Annotated in this window: 1 protein-coding gene; it reads left to right on the forward strand. The window is 71.0% G+C overall.

The genetic code is table 11. The features are described from left to right. The coding region (locus tag AB1824_13610; GenBank protein MEW5765995.1) for a CARDB domain-containing protein at window positions 1–1,133 on the forward strand (1,133 nt) is incomplete at both ends.

Raw genomic sequence — 1,133 nt, forward strand, 5'->3', positions numbered from 1 at the left:
CTGGCGCCCCTGCCCGTTCCCCCCGGGACCTTCGAACACTGGGACGTGTTTCTGTCGGACGTTGCGAAGGCGGGGGAATTGGGGTGGGTGTCGGATGCCGGGCTCCTTGCGGGGATCCGGGAAAACCTGTCGGCGGCCCGTCAGGCGGCGCTTGCCGGGGACCTTCAGGCGGTGAACGGGAAGCTGGACCTTGTGATCGCGGCGGCGGAGGGGGCGAATGAGACGCAGATGCGGCGGGAGGCGAAGGATCTCGTCGTGTTGAACGCCCGGTACCTGAAGGCGAACCTCCCCTGGCCGTGCGAGCCGAAGTTGACCCTCCAACCGGAGACGGCTACGCATCCCGTGGGGGAGACGGCCGTGGTGACGGCGCGGCTCATCAACACGGCGACGGGCCTTCCCATCCCGCACAACGGCCTCACGGTGGAGGTGGTGGAAGGCCCCCACGCGGGGACGAAGCGGGAGGGGGCCACCGACGCCGAGGGGAAGCTCGTGCTCGCGTACGTGGGCACACGCCTGGGGGAGGACAAGATCGTCGCCCACACGCCCTTCGGCACCATCGCCGCGGGGGCGGAGAAGGGATCGAAGAAGCCTTCGAAGCCCTCCTCCGGCTCCCGCCCGAAGGCGGGGACGGCCGAGGACTGCACGGCGTGGGACCTCGAAAAGGGCCCGGTGGCGGTGACGTGGGAGGGGGGTGCCGACCTCACGGTGCCCCTCTTCGTGCCGCCGGTCTTGATGAGCGGGCCGGGGCAGACCTTCTACGTGACGGAGACGACGCGGAACGCGGGGACCCTGCCGGCGGGGCCGACGGTGACGCGGTACTACCTCTCCACGACGCGGCCGGTGGACCCGGCGACGGCGGTCGTTGTCGGCCAGCGGAGCGTTCCGGCCCTGGCGCCGGGCGAAGAGAGCCAGGTCTTCGAGGCGCCCTTCACGGTGCCGGAGAATCTCCCCGCGGGGACCTACTACCTGGACGCCTGCGCCGACGCCGACGGGGCGGTCATCGAGACGAACGAGGGCAACAACTGCGCCTCGTCGCGTTTGAGCCTCGTCGTGGGGGTGATGCCCGAAAACCGGCCGCCCGACTGCAGCCGCGCGTCGGCCTCGCCGAACCGCCTCTGGCCGCCGAACCACAA

This window comes from Acidobacteriota bacterium, from assembly GCA_040752915.1.
GTDB lineage: Bacteria > Acidobacteriota > UBA4820 > UBA4820 > DSQY01 > JBFLVU01.